18 protein-coding genes are annotated in these 15,843 nt (G+C 63.6%); 11 read left to right on the top strand and 7 right to left on the bottom strand.

The window, feature by feature from the left end:
• Positions 1-77 precede the first annotated feature (77 nt).
• On the top strand, positions 78-686 hold the full coding sequence (locus BVH01_RS09095; RefSeq protein WP_075930025.1) for an FMN-dependent NADH-azoreductase: 609 nt from the start codon (positions 78-80) through the stop codon (positions 684-686).
• 111 nt (positions 687-797) lie between these two features.
• The gene (locus BVH01_RS09100; RefSeq protein WP_074888632.1) at positions 798-1,577 is read left to right on the top strand and encodes a dienelactone hydrolase family protein; all 780 of its coding nucleotides are present in this window, start codon (positions 798-800) and stop codon (positions 1,575-1,577) included.
• 56 nt (positions 1,578-1,633) lie between these two features.
• Here the strand turns inward: BVH01_RS09100 and BVH01_RS09105 are convergent, their stop codons facing one another.
• The 3 genes from BVH01_RS09105 to BVH01_RS09115 all read right to left on the bottom strand — a co-directional run bounded on the left by BVH01_RS09105 (position 1,634) and on the right by BVH01_RS09115 (position 3,804).
• On the bottom strand, positions 1,634-2,419 hold the full coding sequence (locus BVH01_RS09105; RefSeq protein ID WP_075930026.1) for a DUF4394 domain-containing protein: 786 nt from the start codon (positions 2,417-2,419) through the stop codon (positions 1,634-1,636).
• A gap of 135 nt (positions 2,420-2,554) precedes the next feature.
• Positions 2,555-3,259 (bottom strand): anti-sigma factor domain-containing protein, encoded by a 705-nt coding sequence (locus BVH01_RS09110; protein WP_075930027.1) that lies wholly within the window; start codon positions 3,257-3,259, stop codon positions 2,555-2,557.
• Entirely contained in the window at positions 3,256-3,804 is a 549-nt protein-coding gene (locus BVH01_RS09115) for a sigma-70 family RNA polymerase sigma factor (protein ID WP_075930028.1), read from the bottom strand. The genes BVH01_RS09110 and BVH01_RS09115 overlap by 4 nt, the downstream gene beginning before the upstream one ends.
• A gap of 182 nt (positions 3,805-3,986) precedes the next feature.
• Here BVH01_RS09115 and BVH01_RS09120 point away from each other — a divergent pair, with 182 nt between their 5' ends.
• The gene (locus tag BVH01_RS09120; RefSeq protein WP_139315519.1) at positions 3,987-5,015 is read left to right on the top strand and encodes an amidohydrolase family protein; all 1,029 of its coding nucleotides are present in this window, start codon (positions 3,987-3,989) and stop codon (positions 5,013-5,015) included.
• Positions 5,016-5,076: 61 nt separating this feature from the next.
• On the top strand, positions 5,077-5,541 hold the full coding sequence (locus BVH01_RS09125) for a DUF3859 domain-containing protein (protein ID WP_075930029.1): 465 nt from the start codon (positions 5,077-5,079) through the stop codon (positions 5,539-5,541).
• Between the two features lie 82 nt (positions 5,542-5,623).
• Here the strand turns inward: BVH01_RS09125 and fabB are convergent, their stop codons facing one another.
• From fabB to BVH01_RS09145, 4 genes are all read right to left on the bottom strand, one after another.
• Entirely contained in the window at positions 5,624-6,844 is a 1,221-nt protein-coding gene (gene fabB, locus BVH01_RS09130; RefSeq protein WP_075930030.1) for a beta-ketoacyl-ACP synthase I, read from the bottom strand.
• Positions 6,845-6,856: 12 nt separating this feature from the next.
• A complete protein-coding gene (gene fabA, locus BVH01_RS09135) occupies positions 6,857-7,372 on the bottom strand; it encodes a 3-hydroxyacyl-[acyl-carrier-protein] dehydratase FabA (RefSeq protein WP_013791679.1) in 516 nt (171 codons plus the stop codon).
• 288 nt (positions 7,373-7,660) lie between these two features.
• A complete protein-coding gene (locus tag BVH01_RS09140) occupies positions 7,661-9,580 on the bottom strand; it encodes an ATP-binding protein (protein ID WP_075930031.1) in 1,920 nt (639 codons plus the stop codon).
• On the bottom strand, positions 9,577-10,500 hold the full coding sequence (locus tag BVH01_RS09145; protein WP_075930032.1) for an ABC transporter substrate-binding protein: 924 nt from the start codon (positions 10,498-10,500) through the stop codon (positions 9,577-9,579). The genes BVH01_RS09140 and BVH01_RS09145 overlap by 4 nt, the downstream gene beginning before the upstream one ends.
• A gap of 282 nt (positions 10,501-10,782) precedes the next feature.
• Here BVH01_RS09145 and BVH01_RS09150 point away from each other — a divergent pair, with 282 nt between their 5' ends.
• The 7 genes from BVH01_RS09150 to BVH01_RS09180 all read left to right on the top strand — a co-directional run bounded on the left by BVH01_RS09150 (position 10,783) and on the right by BVH01_RS09180 (position 15,830).
• Positions 10,783-11,805 (top strand): NAD(P)H-dependent glycerol-3-phosphate dehydrogenase, encoded by a 1,023-nt coding sequence (locus BVH01_RS09150; RefSeq protein ID WP_075930033.1) that lies wholly within the window; start codon positions 10,783-10,785, stop codon positions 11,803-11,805.
• Between the two features lie 11 nt (positions 11,806-11,816).
• On the top strand, positions 11,817-12,155 hold the full coding sequence (locus BVH01_RS09155) for a DUF4389 domain-containing protein (protein ID WP_075930034.1): 339 nt from the start codon (positions 11,817-11,819) through the stop codon (positions 12,153-12,155).
• A gap of 10 nt (positions 12,156-12,165) precedes the next feature.
• Complete coding sequence (gene sixA, locus BVH01_RS09160) at positions 12,166-12,627, top strand: phosphohistidine phosphatase SixA (protein WP_075930035.1); 462 nt, start codon at positions 12,166-12,168, stop codon at positions 12,625-12,627.
• A 33-nt stretch (positions 12,628-12,660) separates the two neighbouring features.
• Positions 12,661-13,104, top strand: a complete 444-nt coding sequence (locus BVH01_RS09165) for a hotdog fold thioesterase (RefSeq protein ID WP_075930036.1) — start codon at positions 12,661-12,663, stop codon at positions 13,102-13,104.
• A gap of 122 nt (positions 13,105-13,226) precedes the next feature.
• Positions 13,227-14,030 (top strand): alpha/beta fold hydrolase, encoded by an 804-nt coding sequence (locus tag BVH01_RS09170; RefSeq protein ID WP_075930037.1) that lies wholly within the window; start codon positions 13,227-13,229, stop codon positions 14,028-14,030.
• A complete protein-coding gene (locus BVH01_RS09175; protein ID WP_075930038.1) occupies positions 14,027-14,890 on the top strand; it encodes an alpha/beta fold hydrolase in 864 nt (287 codons plus the stop codon). The genes BVH01_RS09170 and BVH01_RS09175 overlap by 4 nt, the downstream gene beginning before the upstream one ends.
• Before the next feature lie 139 nt (positions 14,891-15,029).
• A complete protein-coding gene (locus BVH01_RS09180; RefSeq protein ID WP_075930039.1) occupies positions 15,030-15,830 on the top strand; it encodes a DUF4892 domain-containing protein in 801 nt (266 codons plus the stop codon).
• Positions 15,831-15,843 lie beyond the last annotated feature (13 nt).

Consider the following 15,843-nt stretch of genomic DNA (forward strand, 5'->3'; position numbering starts at 1 on the left):
ACGGGCTAATCAGTGATTGGCTCCATTGATAGGATTAACCCATCGAACAGTCACCGACCTCTTTCAAGGAGCGCTTCATGAAACTTCTGCACCTCGATTCCAGCATTCTTGGCGATGCCTCCGCCTCCCGCCAGCTCAGCGCAGCGGTCACCGAAGCCTGGAAGAACAGCCAGGCCGATGTTCAGGTTACCTACCGTGACCTGGCCAGCGATGCGCTGAGCCACCTCTCTGCGGCCAGCTTTGTGGCTGGTGGCACCCCGGCCGAGCTGCGCGACGCCGCCCAGGCTCACGAAGTGGCCCTGGCCGAAGCGACCCTGGAAGAATTTCTGGCAGCCGACGCCATCGTGATTGGCGCGCCGATGTACAACTTCACCGTGCCGACTCAACTCAAGGCCTGGATCGACCGTATTGCGGTCGCTGGCAAGACCTTCTCTTACACTGAGAATGGCCCGCAAGGTCTGGCCGGTGGCAAGAAAGTGGTCATCGCCTCGACTGCCGGTGGCATTCATGCCGGCCAGGCCAGTGGCCAGGCCCATGAGGACTACCTGATTCTGGTGCTGCGCTTCCTGGGCATCACCGATATCGAAGTGGTGCGGGCAGAAGGCCTGGCATACGGCGAGGAGCCGAAAGCCAATGCACTGCGCAGTGCCCATGCGCAGATCGACGGCTTGTTCGCTGCCGCCTGATCCAGTGTTCGCTCGCGGCGTTCGGGTTTCCCCGGCGCCGCAAATGTGCTTCCTTGTGCTCGGGCGCAGCATTGGCTGCCATCACTGGGTACAGACAGAAGGAATCACGCGATGAGGAAATCACTGTTGTCGGCAGCGTTGCTGGGCTTGGCCGGATTGGCCGAGGCGGGGGTGGTGGTCAAGAACGTCCCCTACGAGATCGATGGCCAGCCATTCGAAGGTAAGCTCGTTTACGACGATGCGGTCAGCGACCCGCGTCCGGGCCTTCTGATGGTGCCGAACTGGTTGGGCGTCACTGACGCGTCCGCCGAAAAGGCCGCCCGGGCCGCCGGCGACAAGTACGTGGTGTTCGTGGCCGACATGTACGGCAAGAGCATTCGCCCCAGCAACGCCGACGAGGCAAAGCAGGCGGCGACGACCGTGCGCAGCGACCGTGCGTTGATGCGCAAGCGTGCCCAGGCGGCAGTCGATGTACTCAAGGCGCAAACCAGCCAGGTCGCTCTGGATACCGCCAGGCTCGGCGCGATCGGCTTCTGCTTCGGCGGCGGCACCGTCCTCGAACTGGCCCGCTCGGGTGCGCCACTCAAAGCCTTCGTGTCTTTCCACGGTAACCTGGATACGCCCAATCCCGCTGATGCCAACAACATCAAGGCACCGGTGCTGGTGCTGCATGGGGCGGATGACCCGGCAGTGCCGCCGGCGCAGGTCGACGGGTTCATGAAGGAAATGAAGGCCGCCAAGGTGGATTGGCAATTGGTCAGCTACGGCGGGGCCGTGCATTCGTTCACCGATCCCCTGGCCAACACCCCAGGCAGCAATCAGTACCATCCACTGGTGGCGGCTCGGGCATTCAAGGCCATGGATAATCTGCTCGACGAAGTGTTCGAGTAACGCGAAAAACGCGAAAATAAAGGGGGAAGGCCGTGTGGCCTTCCCCCTTTATCGTCTTACTTGGCTGGTAGAACGGCGATGTCGATGATGTCGTGGGGCAGGTTCTTGATCTCACCCAGGGCTGTGGCCTTGCCCGTTTCCAGGTTGATCTGATGCAACGTGGTGCCGGTCAGCAGATAGGCGGTATTGCCGCCCTTGCCATCGCTCTTGATGTCCAGCGCGGCGCTCTTCAGGTCGTCGGCGATCTTGCCAACCACCTGCTGGATGCCGTCATTTGGCGGGTTCTGCAGCATCAGGTTGCCGGTCGCCAGGTCGACGGTGTACAGCGCCGTCTTCTCGGTACCCTTGTAGGCGTTGGTGTACGCACCGGCTAATACCTTGGGCGTCTTGCCTGCGTACGGGCCGTCCTTCGCGTAGGCGACCTTGCCGTCCACCACTACTTCACCGCTCTCGACATTGACGCGCAGGCTGGTGCCATCGGCTGCCAGCAAGCGCAGGCGGTCAGCGACCGGGTTGAAGTCGACCACGGCCTGGCCGTTGCCCGGCAGCGCCTGGCTGAGCTTGGCGGCCTTGGTGGCCGCGCCACTCTTGGCATCGATGGTGTAGAGCTGGCCGGCGTCATCCAGGCCGTAGATCGAGCCATTGGCCGGGCGTACATCGATGCCGCGCAAGCTGGAGACACCGCTGAGCTTCACATCGGAAGCGACGGCGAGGGTCTTGGTATCGAGGTGCAGCAGTTTGCCGTCCGCACTCAGGGCCAGCAGGTCGTCGGCGTTGGCGGTGGCGCAGCCCAGGGCGGCAGCAGTGATGGCGATACCGAGCACTTTCTTGGAAATGTTCATGAGCGTCCTCTCTATGGGTAAGGCGCGAAGGTTTCTTCGCGCTGGCATCCAGGCACCGTGGTAGAGCACCTGATAGTCATACCCAGGAGGTCGCTCGGCAGATGTCGATTGAAACATCTGGTTGCATCTGCCGGCTCAGTTCATTGCCGTGGTGACTGCGCGGCCGATATACAGCACCTCCCCGGTGGGCCTGTTCGAGGGCGAGCCACCGGACGGTTCGAGGGTCAGCTCGAACAACTGGCCAGCCTGTACCGCACCGATCTGCTCGGCGGACAGGGTCAGCGGTTCGCCCGGCTCGACGAGACCCAGTGAGCGCGGGCCGTCCTTCGGATCGACCAGCGTCCAGAATTGCACCGAGCGATTCGCCGCGATCTGATCTTCATGCAACGGCTCCAGCAGCAGCGTACCGCTGGCATCGATGTGCACCACCCAGCCTGGCGCAGCCGCCTCACCGGGCGGCTGCAACACAGCGGTATAGCTCGCCGAGGGCGTATCGGCCGGCCACGGCACTGGCAGCAGGGCGATGATCAGGGCGAGCGCCAAGGCTGCGCTGGTCAGGCGCCAGGTGGAGAGGTTCGACCACCAGTGGCGCCAGACGCTGGGCCGCGGCCCCAGCTCCAGAGTCTGCTGGATGCGCGACCAGAGGCCGGGCGAGGGCGCACTTGGGGGCAGCCGGTCACTGAGCTCGAGAAAATGCTGCTCCCATTCCAGGGCCATGGCGGCTGCCTGCGGGTCGCGTTCGATCAACTCGGCAACTTCGTGGGCCTGCTCTTGCTCGAGCAGACCAAGAACGTATTCACCGATAAGCGCTCGGCGTTCTGCGGGGTCAGTGCTGATCATCGTTGCAAACACTCCTGCAGTGCGCGCAACCCGCTACGAATGCGCCCTTTGATGGTGCCCAATGGCGTGGTCAGCCGCTCGGCGATCTGTTCGTGAGTCAGCCCGCGGTAGAACGCCAGCAGAACCGGATGGCGCCGCGGGCGCTCGAGCTTCTGCAGGCAGGCGCGCAGGTGACGCCTGTCCGACTGCTGTTCGTGCTGCTGAGCGGCCGACGGGCTTTCGTCGATCAGGTGATCGGCGATGTCGTCGCCAAGCGTTACGGTGCGGCCGCGCTGGCGCAACTGATTCAGGGCGCGGTAACGCAGAATGCTGTAGATCCACGCCCGCCCGCTGCCCAGGGAGCGCTGAAAGCGCCCGGCATTGCGCCAGATCTGCACGAAGGCATCGTGCAGGCAATCTTGCGCCGCGTCGCGCTGGCCCAGCAGGCTGATGGCCAGCCCGAGCATCTGTGCCGACTCCTGGCGATACAGCGCCTGGAATGCGCGCTCGTCATGGTGCGCGCAGGCTTCCAGAATACTGTCGTAATCGAACATCGGGTCAGACATGCCGTCATCCTGTGCTGGGCTGCGTCCTGAAGGTGACAACGGTTATACCCGAGACCAGGCGGTTTGGATGTGTCGGTAATGAAACAATTGGTCTCGCCAATGGCACGATAGCGGAGGTCGATAGCCTGAACTTGCGCGAAGCGCGTGCAGTCTATGCTGCTCAATGACCGAGGAACGTCTGCATGCGCCTGATTCGTCTGGGTTTTTTATTGTCGGCAGGCCTGCTGGCGAGTGTTGTTGACGCGCGTGAGTATCGATACACCGACGCCCATTTGCATTACGTGGATTTCTTCCAGGAAAGCGCCGGCATGGACATGTTGCTCAAGCGCATGGACGAGTCCAAGGTCGATCACGTGATGTTCTCGGGCATCCCGGTTGCCAAGAAATGGCACGAAGATGAACCCAAGCGCCCACGCTATTACGCTGGTGACGACGCAGCCGCCTATTGGTACAGCGCCACCGACGTGCTGATCGCTCACGCCTACAAACAGGTGCCCGAAGCGCAGCGCCACCGCTTTCATCCGTTTCTGTCCGGCTTCAACCCCAACGACAAGAACTCCGATTCCCACATCCGTCGCATGCTGGAGCTCGATCCCGGGCTGTGGCAGGGCATCGGCGAGGTGTTCACCCGCCATGACGATCTCACTTCGCTGATCGAGGGCAGCACGCCGCGGGCCAACAACGAGGCCATGACGCGCGTCTATCACCTGGCTGCCGAATACGACCTGCCAGTAATGATGCACTCCAACATCACCTCCAAGCGCGAGCGCAACCCGCTGTACCTGCAGGAGATCGAGGAGCCGCTGCGCAACCACCCGCATGTTCGCTTCATCTGGGCCCATGCCGGTACCAGCATGGAGATTCACCGCCACCAGGAGAAGCTGGAGTTTCTCTTCGACACCCTGGCGCGCATGCTGGAAAGCTATCCCAACCTGTATATCGACCTGTCCTGGACCATGCTCAGGCCTTACCTGACCGATGAAAGCGGCAACCCCGACCCCAAATGGGTAGAGCTGGTCGAGCGCTACCCCGATCGCTTCATGATCGGCTCCGACGTGGTGGGCCGCTTCGACAGCATGGGCGAGTACATGCACGGCTTCGACCGCTTCCTCGATGCGCTGCCCGAGGATGTCGCCCACAAGGTCGCCCGAGACAACTTCCTGTCCATCCTGCCGCGCAAGGTGCAGGAGGCGCTGCCCGCATCACGCTGAATGTCATCAGGTTGTCATCGCTGCGTCATAGCCTCGCGCCATTCCAATGGAGGAGCGTGAGATGCAACATTTTCGATTCGCGACGATGACGGTGCTGCTGCTCGCCGCTGGCTTGACTCAAGCCGAGGTGCGGGTGCAAGGGCCTGTCGAGGCCGGCGTTTTCATCAGCCAGCACAGGGACTTTCAGCCGGGTGAGCGTGTGCTGACCCAGGCCAATCAGCAAATCGAGCAGACGACCGTGGTGCCTGCCAAACTGGGAACCAAGTTCGGGATGCGTTATACCCTGACCGGCAAGACGGTCGATGGCGAGCCTCTGACTTTGCTGTACCTCACGCCCGGCGTGGTTGGCGCTGACGGCCGGCGCCATGACAAGTTCGTGGTGACGCAGAAGCTGGTGCCCGATGCGTCCCGGGACGTCATGGCCTTCGAGTTTTCCGAGAACCATGAGGTGGTACCGGGGGAGTGGCACTTCCTGCTGTTCCAGGGCGACCGCAAGCTGGCGGAGCAGCGTTTCGAAGTCCGCTGAGCTGCAGCGATGGGATGATTGGCAGAAACTCAGGCATAAAAAACGGCGCCCGAGGGCGCCGTTTTTCGTGTCAGGCAACCGATCAGTTGCCAGCCCAGCGTTTGAGTACCAGGGTGGCGTTGGTGCCACCGAAGCCGAAGCTGTTGGACATGATGGTGTCCAGCTTGGCGTTTTCGCGGGTCTCGCGCAGGATCGGCAGGTCAGCAACCGCCGGGTCCAGCTCTTCGATGTTGGCCGAAGCGGTGATGAAGTTGCCTTCCATCATCAGCAGGCAGTAGATCGCCTCATGCACGCCAGCGGCACCCAGGCTGTGGCCCGACAGGCTCTTGGTGGAGCTGATGGCCGGGGCGTTGCCGGCGAACACTTCACGAATACCTTTGATTTCCGCGACGTCGCCGACCGGAGTCGAGGTGCCGTGGGTGTTGAGGTAGTCGATCGGGGCATCAACGGTGGCCAGCGCCTGCTGCATGCAGCGCACCGCGCCTTCGCCGCTCGGAGCGACCATGTCGTAGCCATCGGAAGTCGCGCCGTAGCCGACGATTTCAGCGTAGATCTTGGCGCCGCGAGCCAGTGCGTGCTCCAGTTCCTCGACCACGACCATGCCACCGCCGCCGGCGATGACGAAACCGTCACGGTTGGCATCGTAGGCACGAGACGCTTTTTCCGGCGTGTCGTTGTACTGGGTGGAGAGGGCGCCCATGGCATCGAACAGGCAGCTCTGGCTCCAGTGCTCCTCTTCACCACCACCGGCGAAGACCACGTCCTGCTTGCCGAGCTGGATCTGCTCCATGGCCTGGCCGATGCAGTGGGCACTGGTGGCGCACGCCGAGGAGATCGAGAAGTTGACGCCCTTGATCTTGAACGGGGTAGCCAGGCAAGCCGAAACGGTGCTGCCCATGGTGCGGGTAACGCGGTACGGGCCAACACGCTTGACGCCTTTCTCGCGCAGGGTGTCGATGGCTTCCATCTGATTCAGCGTGGAGGCGCCACCGGAGCCGGCGATCAGGCCGGTACGCGGGTTCGATACCTGCTCTTCGCTAAGGCCCGAGTCCTTGATTGCCTGCTCCATCGCCAGGTAGGCATAGGCAGCGGCATCACCCATGAAGCGGAACAGCTTGCGGTCGATCAACTCTTCCAGGTTCAGGTCGACAGAGCCCGATACGTGGCTGCGCAGACCCTTCTCGGCGTATTCCGGATTGAAGCGGATACCGGGGCGGCCAGCGCGAAGGTTGGCGGAGACGGTTTCTTTGTCATTGCCCAGGCAGGAAACGATGCCTAGACCGGTAATAACGACGCGACGCATGGAAAGGATCCTTTAGAAACTGTCGGTGGAAGTGAACAGGCCGACGCGCAGGCTTTCGGCACTGTAGATCTCGCGGCCGTCGACACTCACGGTGCCATCGGCGATCGCCAGGATCAGCGAACGGGTGATGGTACGTTTGATATGGATGTTGTAGGTGACCTTCTTGGCGGTAGGCAGAACCTGGCCGAAGAATTTCACTTCGCCCGAACCCAGGGCGCGACCACGGCCAGGGTTGCCCTGCCAGCCGAGGAAGAAGCCGACCAGCTGCCACATGGCGTCGAGGCCCAGGCAGCCTGGCATCACCGGGTCGCCTTCGAAGTGGCAGCCGAAGAACCACAGATCAGGATTGATATCGAGCTCTGCGACAATTTCGCCTTTGCCGTACTTGCCGCCCGTTTCGCTGATGTGGACGATCCGGTCGATCATCAACATGTTGGGGGCGGGCAGTTGCGCATTACCCGGGCCGAACAGTTCGCCGCGGCTGCAGCGCAACAGATCTTCCTGGGTGAAGGCGTTTTGTTTGGTCATGCGAGCTCCTCAATAATCCCCACGCGCCTCGGCTGGGTAAATCGTCCTGGCCGGCTGCGCATGAGTGATGCGACTGCCAGCAGCCTAGTCATAGACTGTTGCGTTGTGGTGAAAGTCACAGTGTGGTGAGTACAGTTGTACTCTGCAGGCGGCAATGGTGTCACAGATGCCCCTTTGATGCCCACTTCAACCAACAAGCGTGCAGTATTTTCGCCCATCTGACTAGAGGTTGCGAGTGTTGCACGCCGGTGTGAGGCGCGATTTCGCACGGCTGCGACGCGACCGGCGTCAGTGCGCGGTACCGTCAGCCGGCAGCCAGCGATTGAGCACGTCCTGCAATTCCATGCGTTTGAACGGCTTGGCGAGGTAATCGTTCATTCCGGCTTGCAGGCAGGCCTCGCGGTCGCCCTGCAGTGCGTTGGCGGTCAGCGCGATGATCGGTAGGCGGCCTGACGGGCCGAGATCGCGGATACGCCGGGTGGCTTCATAACCGTCCATGACCGGCAGGCGGCAATCCATCAGGACGGCGGCGAATTGCCGTTCCCTTACGGCCGTGAGGGCCTGGGCACCATCGCCCACCAGTTCGACCTGGTAGCCAAGGCTGCGCAGCATGGCTTCGATCACGGTTTGATTCACCGCGTTGTCTTCCACCAGCAACACCGAGCGGCTGGCCTGCGCAGCGGGCGCGCTGGCGGCGTTATGGGCGGGCAGTTGCGGTTGTTGGGCGGAAAAGGGCAGGGGAATCTCCAGGGTGAAACAGGAACCGCGGCCCGGTTCGCTCTGCGCCTTGAGCGTGCCGCCCATGCATTCGGCCAGGGTGCGGGCAATGGGCAGACCCAGTCCGGTGCCGCCGTAGCGGCGGGAAATGGAATTGTCGGCCTGCTGGAAGGCATCGAACATGGTTTCCAGGCGCTCGGCGCTGATACCGATCCCCGTGTCGTGCACCTTGCAGGTAAACCACAGTACCTGATTGTCCAGAGCTTGCCAGTGGGCTTCGATGCGTACTTCGCCGCGTTCGGTGAACTTCAGGGCGTTGCCGATCAGGTTGACCAGAATCTGCCGCAGGCGGGTCGGGTCGCCCTGAACCTGTGGCGCCTGCAGGCCGTCGTCCAGCTGCAGGCGCAGTTGCAGGCCGCGTTGCTGGGCGCTGTGCTGGAAGGCCTGCAGGGCGGCTTTGAGCAGCGCCGGCAGGTTGAAGCTGATCAGCTCCAGCTCCAGGGCGCCACGTTCGATGCGCGAGAAGTCCAGGATGTCGTTGATCACTTTCAGCAGGTGCTCGGTGGACTCCATGGCCAAGGCGGCGTATTCGTGCTGCTCCTCGCTCATTTCGGTGGTGTCGAGCAGTTGTAGCATGCCGAGCACGCCATTCATGGGGGTGCGCAGTTCATGACTCATCATGGCCAGGAAGTCTGACTTGGCGCGGTTGGCCAGGTCGGACTCCTCGCGTGCCTTGATCAGCAGGGTCATGGCCTGTTGCTGTTCCTGAGCGGCATTGTTCAGCCCGTTGGCCAGGTTGTTGATGTGCCGGGCCAGCGTCGCCAGTTCGCCGCCGCCGACCTCGGGAAGCGTGGCTTGATAGTTACCGGCCTGAATGGCGGTGACGGCATCGCTCATCTGGCTCAGTGGTCTGGATAGCCGGCTGGCCAGACGCCGCGCCAGCAGGAAGGTCAGCAGCAGGGCGAACATCACCAGCGCCGCGACCTTGAGAAGAATTTCCTGCTGCCTGGAGTTGAAGGCATCGCTGGACATGCCGACGACCACCCGACCCAGATAACCGCCGTCAGGGGGCTCGGCCGCCCGTGGCCGCGTTTCGCCGAAATCCGTATCGAGATCGATCTGCTGTTGCTGGATGGGGGCCTGGAAAATGTCCAGGTGGCCGTTACCGACGTGCGGTTGGTCGGGCTGTTCCAGGTAGGCCAGGATGTTCTCGTCACGGTCGCGCACTTCGATGAAGCGCACGTGGGGCGTTTTCAATGTGGCCAGGAGCAGGGACTCCAGTACGCGCCGATTGCCGGAAATGACGCCGTACTCGGTGGCCGGTGCCAACTGGCCGGCTATCAGCTGGCCGGTATGGTTGATCTCCGCACGCAGATCCTGCAGGCGATTGAAGGTCAGGAAACCGGTCAACAGCAAGGTCAGCAGCAGGGCTGGGCCGACGCTGATGAGCTGGGTACGGACGTGGATGTTCCAGCCTCGCCACGATTTCATGGCGTGTCTCCTTGCGATAGATGCCGGGCGAGTTCTGCATCGCTGGGTAGCGTGATGCCCAGCGTGCGTGCCACTTGCGGGTTGCCGAGCACCTTGAACGTGTTCGAGTAGATCCCTGCCGGCCACTGTGCTGGCGCCTGGTCGAGCACGCGGTCGAGGGTGACGAGCCAGTCGTTCTGGTCGCCGTAGGTGCTGGCCAGGCTGCCGGCGCGCACGAAGCCTGCGCTGGGACCGATCAGCGCGTGCTGCTGGCCGTAGCTGGTCAGCAGCAGGGTCTTGGCGGTCAACGGGTTGTAGAGGTCGTCGTCGGCGACGGCGAGCAGCACGTCGCTGGCACCGAGCAAGCGGATCACCGGGTTGTTGTCACGGGTGTCCGGCCAGGCCTGGGCCACGATTTGCAGGCCCAACTCGCTGGCAGCCTGTCGCAGCTCCGGGATCAGGAATTCGCTGTGCGGGTCATGCAGCACGCCTACGCGCTTGGCACTTGGCAGCAGATGCTTGAGCAGGCGCAACTGGCGGTGGGGAGCCGGATCTTGCCAGAGCACGCTGAGGTTCGCAGGCTGACGCCCCCCGAGGGTTTCGTGGGCCTGGGTCTTGTTGACTTGCAGTACCAATGTCGGTGGGCCATTCGACGATTCGAGGCGCCAGGCCAGTGCTGCCTGGCCGAACAGGATCAGGCGCGTATTACCGGGCATCTGCTCGAGCGGTGGCATTTCGTTCAGCGGCACGATGCGAACGCGGTCAGCGGGGCGTGTCGCTGCCAGCGCGCTGCCGAACTGCTGCAGGGTGGTGGTATCGCCTGCCGTGCTCAGCAGCAGGTCCGCCGCCTGAGCCGCGGGGGTGAGTAAGCAGAGCACGACCAAGGCGCGCCTAAGCCAGGCGCGGCAGCGCGCACTGGCGTGCGGGCGGTGGTCGGTCATCGGGGCAGCGGATCCACTAGGCAGCATGGGGCCCGGCCGGCACAGGTGAGCGATGCCGCCAGCAGCACATATCGATAAAGAATAATAATGAAAGTCACGCAACGGCCCTGTTCGCGCAGAGCGGGCATGTTAACCGAGCCACGTCGCAATGCCAGCCATGCTTCGCCAAATTGCGACCCTCTTCGGATGCCCGGCAATGCGCCGCGACGCCACAAGACTGGTCGTATAACCTGCTAACCGTATAATGCCCGCCACTTGCACAGCATTCAAAACGGACTGGTCATGACTCAACAGCAACCTATCGCGGTACTGGGTGGCGGCAGCTTCGGCACCGCCATCGCGAACCTGCTGGCACAGAATGGGCATCGCGTTCTGCACTGGATGCGCGACCCCGTGCAGGCCGAAGCCATCCGCACTCAGCGGGAAAACCCTCGCTACCTCAAAGGCGTGAAAGTACTCGACGGCGTTGAGCCGACCACCGATCTGCCGGCAGCGCTCGAGGCGTGCGAGCTGGCGTTCGTGGCGCTGCCATCCAGTGCGTTGCGGCAGGTTCTGCAGCCGGTGTCGGCGTTGTTGACCGGCAAGCAATTGGTCAGCACCACCAAAGGCATCGAAGCGCAGACGTTCAAGCTGATGAGCGAGATCATCGAGGAGGTCGCCCCTCAGGCGCGTATCGGCGTACTGTCGGGGCCGAACCTGGCCAAGGAAATCGCCGCGCACACGCTGACGGCCACCGTGGTGGCCAGCGAAGACGAAGCACTCTGCCGCGCCGTGCAGGAAGTGCTGCACGGGCGCACGTTCAGGGTTTACGCCAGCGCCGATCGCTTCGGCGTCGAGCTGGGTGGCGCGCTGAAGAACGTCTACGCCATCATCGCCGGCATGGCGGCGGCGCTGGGCATGGGTGAGAACACCAAGAGCATGCTGATCACCCGGGCACTGGCGGAAATGACCCGCTTCGCCGTGCATCTGGGCGCCAACCCCATGACGTTTCTGGGCCTGGCGGGGGTCGGCGATCTGATCGTCACCTGCTCCTCGCCGAAAAGCCGCAATTATCAGGTCGGTTTCGCCTTGGGTGAGGGTTTGAGCCTGCAGGAGGCCGTCGAGCGCCTGGGCGAAGTGGCCGAGGGCGTAAACACCATCAAGGTGCTCAAGGCCAAGGCCGAAGAGCTGCAGGTTTACATGCCGCTGGTGGCGGGGCTGCATGCGATCCTTTTCGAAGGGCGCACCCTGGATCAGGTGATCGAGGCGCTGATGCGCGCCGAACCCAAGACCGATGTCGACTTCATTCCAGCTACCGGCTTCTGAGGACAATGACCATGAATGACCACACCAAGGGCGAGCCCATCGGCTTGCGCATCGTCTGGATGCTGCTGTTCCTGTTCGTCTGGCAACTGGCGGAATTGTTGCTGGCCGGCGTCGTGCTGCTGCAACTCATCTATCGCGTTTTCTATGGCGCACCGAATGGCGGCCTGCTGAGTTTTGGCGACAGCCTCAGCCAGTACCTGGCGCAGATCGGTCGCTTCGGCACGTTCAATAGCGAGAGCAAACCCTGGCCGTTCGCTGACTGGCCGGCGCCGCGGCCGCCACAAGGCGAGGCGGCGCATAGCGTGCCGCCCGCACCTCACCCAGTGAGGGATGAGGAGCCAAAACTATGAGCCAGCCAGCATGAGGCTGTGGTTGCTGCGCCACGGGCAGGCCGAGGCCGAGGCGCGTACCGATGCGGCGCGTGAACTCACGGCCCATGGGCGCGACGAGGTTCGCCAGTCGATCGAGCACCTGCGTGGTCGCTCGCTCAGCATTTATGCCAGCCCATACGTACGTGCGCAGCAGACGGCTGCATTGGTGTGCGGCACTCTGGCAGTGGAGCGCGCGCTGCAGACCGTTGCCTGGCTGACCCCCGACAGCGATCCGCGCGACAGCCTGAGCAGGCTGCAGCACCTGGCTGGCGAAGAAATCCTGCTGGTTTCTCACCAGCCCTTCATCGGCGCCCTGGGCGGGCTCCTGGTACATGGTCATCGCCAGCAGCCGCTGGCCATGCACACGGCCAGTCTGGCACTGCTCGAAGGCGACGACCTGATCGCCGGTCTGATGTCCCTGCAACTGCTGGCGCACCCCGATGTGCGCTGAGCGAGCCGAGTCGGAAAACAACAAGGATCGACCATGAGCATCTGGCGCCAGACACCCAACCTCGATGAACTGAACGCTGGCCAGCGCAACACCATTGGCGAGCTGCTGGACATCCGCTTCGAAGCCTTCGATGACGAGTCCCTGACGGCCAGCATGGTCGTCGATTCCCGCACCCACCAACCCTACGGCTTGCTGCATGGCGGTGCCTCGGTGGTGCTGGCGGAAAGCCTGGGCTCCACGGCCAGCTACCAGTGCATCGACACGCAGAAGTTCTTCTGCGTGGGCCTGGAGGTCAATGCCAATCACCTGCGCGGGTTGCGCAGCGGGCGTGTCACTGCGGTGGCCAGAGCGGTGCACCTGGGCCGTACCACTCATGTCTGGGATATCCGTCTGAGTGGCGATGATGGCAAGCCCAGCTGCATTTCCCGGCTGACCATGGCCATCGTGCCGCACGGCAGCCAGGCGCCGCAGCGTTAGAAAAGATGTCCATCGTGCCGCGTAGATGGCCGGAGCGTCGTCTCTCCTGACCGTTACGGGCGTTGCCGCCTGCCGGGGGCTGCCTGACAATCCATGCACTGCCTGCCACCAGCGCGACTGCCATGCACCAGCTGATCTTCTTCGCTCACGCCAACGGGTTTCCCTCGGCCACCTACCGCAAGCTGTTCGCGGCGCTGGCGCCGGAGTACCAGGTGCAGCACCTGGCCCAGCACGCCCATGACCCGCGCTTTCCGGTGAACGACAACTGGAGCAATCTGGTCGACGAGTTGCTCCATCATCTCGAGCAGTGCGCCGAACCGGTGTGGGGCGTAGGTCACTCGCTGGGCGGGGTGCTGCATTACCACGCGGCGTTGCGTCGGCCCGATCTCTATCGTGGTCTGGTGATGCTCGACTCGCCGGTGCTCAGTCGCCTCGATCAACTGGTGATTCAGGCGGCCAAGCGCCTGGGCCTGATCGACCGCCTCACGCCAGCGGGGCGCACTCTGGGGCGGCGCGAGGCTTTTATCGATGGTCAGCAGGCGCGGCGTTATTTTGCCGAGCGCGCGCTGTTCAGCCGCTTCGATCCGGAGTGCCTGGATGCCTATGTCGAGCACGGTCTGCTCCCTCACGAAGACGGCCTGCGCCTTAGCTTCGAAGCGGCGACTGAAATCAACATCTACCGCAGCGTGCCGCACACCAGCCCAGGGCGGCCGCAACAGCTGCAAGTGCCGCTGGCGTTGGTGAAGGGCGCCGAAAGCCGCGTGGTGCTGGCTCATCATGGGCGCATGGCACGGCGCGCACCGCGGGGTGAGTTCCTGACGCTGCCGGGCGGGCATATGTTTCCGCTTGAACACCCGGACGCCACCGCGCAGTTGATCCGCCGGCTGTTCACGCGCTGGCAGAAACCCGTCGAGGGCGTGCAGTGAGTCGCGAACCCGAAGAAATCAGTCTGCGCCTGCCGCATATCGAACTGGCCGCTCAAGTGTACGGCCCGGCCAACGGTGCGCCGGTGATCGCCCTGCATGGCTGGCTGGACAACGCGGCAACCTTCGCCCGCCTGGCGCCGAAGCTTCAGGGCCTGCGCATCGTCGCGGTGGATTTCGCCGGCCATGGCCATTCGGCGCATCGCCCGGCGGGCGCTGGCTATGCCCTGTGGGACTACGTGCACGATGTGCTGCTGGTCGCCGAGCAGCTCGCCTGGCCGCGCTTCAGCCTGCTCGGGCATTCCATGGGCGCGATCGTTTCGGTATTGCTGGCGGCGACCTTTCCCAAGCGCGTGCAGCGCCTGGCGTTGATCGATGGGCTGGTGCCGCCGACCATCGAGGCCGATGGGGCGGTCGCCACGTTGGCCGAGGCGCTGCGTGGGCGCCTGGCACTTTCGGGCAAGCGCAAGCCGGTGTACCCGAGCCTCGAACGCGCCGCCCAGGTACGTCAGCGCGGTGTCGGCCACGTCAGCTTCGAGGCGGCTTGCCTACTGGCGCAGCGTGGGCTGATGCCAGTGGCGGAAGGCCTGACCTGGCGCACCGACAGCCGCCTGACCCTGACAACGCCCATGCGCCTGACCATGGCCCATGTGCAAGCCTTCGTCATGGCGCTGCGTTGCCCGATGCAGTTGGTCCTGGCCGAACAGGGCTTGCTGGCGCCTCGCGAGCACTTGACCGAGTTGCTGGCGCAGACGGCGATCACTGTCCATCGCCTGCCTGGCGGGCACCATCTGCATCTGGACGACGAGCAGGGCGCGCAACTCGTAGCAGACTGTTTCAAAGCATTCCTGAGTGCGCCTTGACGCCCCGTTACAACTGGGGAAAGGTGTCGGGTACTGCCATGGAGAACTGCATGACCGACCTGTACACCCTAGCGCCGGATGCGCTACACACCCCAGTCTGCCCCTCGATTCTTCTCGCTTGCGCGATAAGCGGGGCGGCATGCGTCTGAGTTACCTGCTTGCACTGCTGGTGGTCAGCCCCTTCGCCAGCGCCGACGTGGCCGGTAGCCGTGATCTCGATGTGTTGCCGCGCTTCGCAGGCAGTGAAATCGTCACCTTCAAGGAAGAGGCCGACCAGGAGCGCGTGTATCCCCAGGGAACCGTGCGCCGTATCAGCGGGCGCCTGCGTTACGAGCGCGAAGTACTTGTTCAGGGCGCCCTGACCGCGGTCACCTACGAGTTGCCGCGTACCCACAGCGCCACCGAAGTGTTCACCCAGGCGCGCGAGGCCCTGCAGGAAAAGGACGCCCAGTTGCTCTACTGGTGCCAGGGCCGGGAATGCGGCTCCAGCAGCCTGTGGGCCAACTGGGTGTTTGGCAATTCGACGTTGTACGGCTCCGACGACCAGCAGGCCTACGCCTTGCTGCGCCTGGCGGAGCCCAACGAGAACAGCCTCGTGGCGCTGTACAGCATCACCCGCGGTAACCGCCGCGCCTACTTGCACGCCGAGCTGTTGGCGGCCGATCAGCCGCTGGCGAAAGTGCTGCCAACCCCGGCCACGCTGTCACGACAGCTCAAGAGCACCGGCGAGCTGCGCTTGCCGCGGCAGGACGAGCCCAAGCCGGAGTGGACGGAGCTGCTGGCACGCAGCCTGAACCTGGACAGCACCCTGCGCGTCAGCCTGTCCGGCGCCAATGCCGAGGCCTGGCGTGAGGCGCTGATCGAAGAGCGCGTCAGGGCCGCGCGTCTGGAAATTGGCGAGAGCAGTGGCGACGGTTTGCGCATCGACGTGCTACGTTGAGCGCGCCCGTGCC

The organism is Pseudomonas sp. PA1(2017), assembly GCF_001945375.1.
Lineage (GTDB): Bacteria > Pseudomonadota > Gammaproteobacteria > Pseudomonadales > Pseudomonadaceae > Aquipseudomonas.